The sequence below is a fragment of the Christiangramia aquimixticola genome, assembly GCF_048285835.1.
Lineage (GTDB): Bacteria > Bacteroidota > Bacteroidia > Flavobacteriales > Flavobacteriaceae > Christiangramia > Christiangramia aquimixticola.
This window is the reverse complement of the sequence record NZ_JBLVTL010000139.1, coordinates 1-327: the sequence shown is the minus strand read 5'-3', so window position 1 is coordinate 327 and position 327 is coordinate 1. Positions and strand designations below refer to the sequence as shown.

Genomic DNA, 327 nt, shown 5'->3' with positions numbered 1-327 from the left:
AATTCTTGTAAACTGCCCGGGCATCCTGAGGTTCCAGGTCACAAACACTTAAAGAAAGTGATTGTTCGTTTTGACGCAAACTGGTATTATTTTGATACAGCTGTTCTCTTTGAACACCCGGAGGCAATCGGTATGGAATAGGCTGTCTGTTCTCATTTTCTTCAATATTTACAGCATTCACTTCAAAGGAAGTATTCGGGTTCTCCAATTGCCCGGAATCCTCGAATAAGCTTTGGTTATACCTCCTGTAGTCTCCGCGAACAAGATCCATAGTTCCAAATCTAAGGATGGTTTCATCCTGAAAGTCGCTAAGGAACATTCTTATAA

Annotated in this window: 1 protein-coding gene; it reads right to left on the bottom strand. The window is 41.3% G+C overall.

Annotated features, from left to right (window positions below; all coding sequences use genetic code 11):
• Window positions 1–327: hypothetical protein (locus ACNKXV_RS13855; protein ID WP_417908306.1), on the bottom strand; the 327-nt coding region annotated here is incomplete at both ends.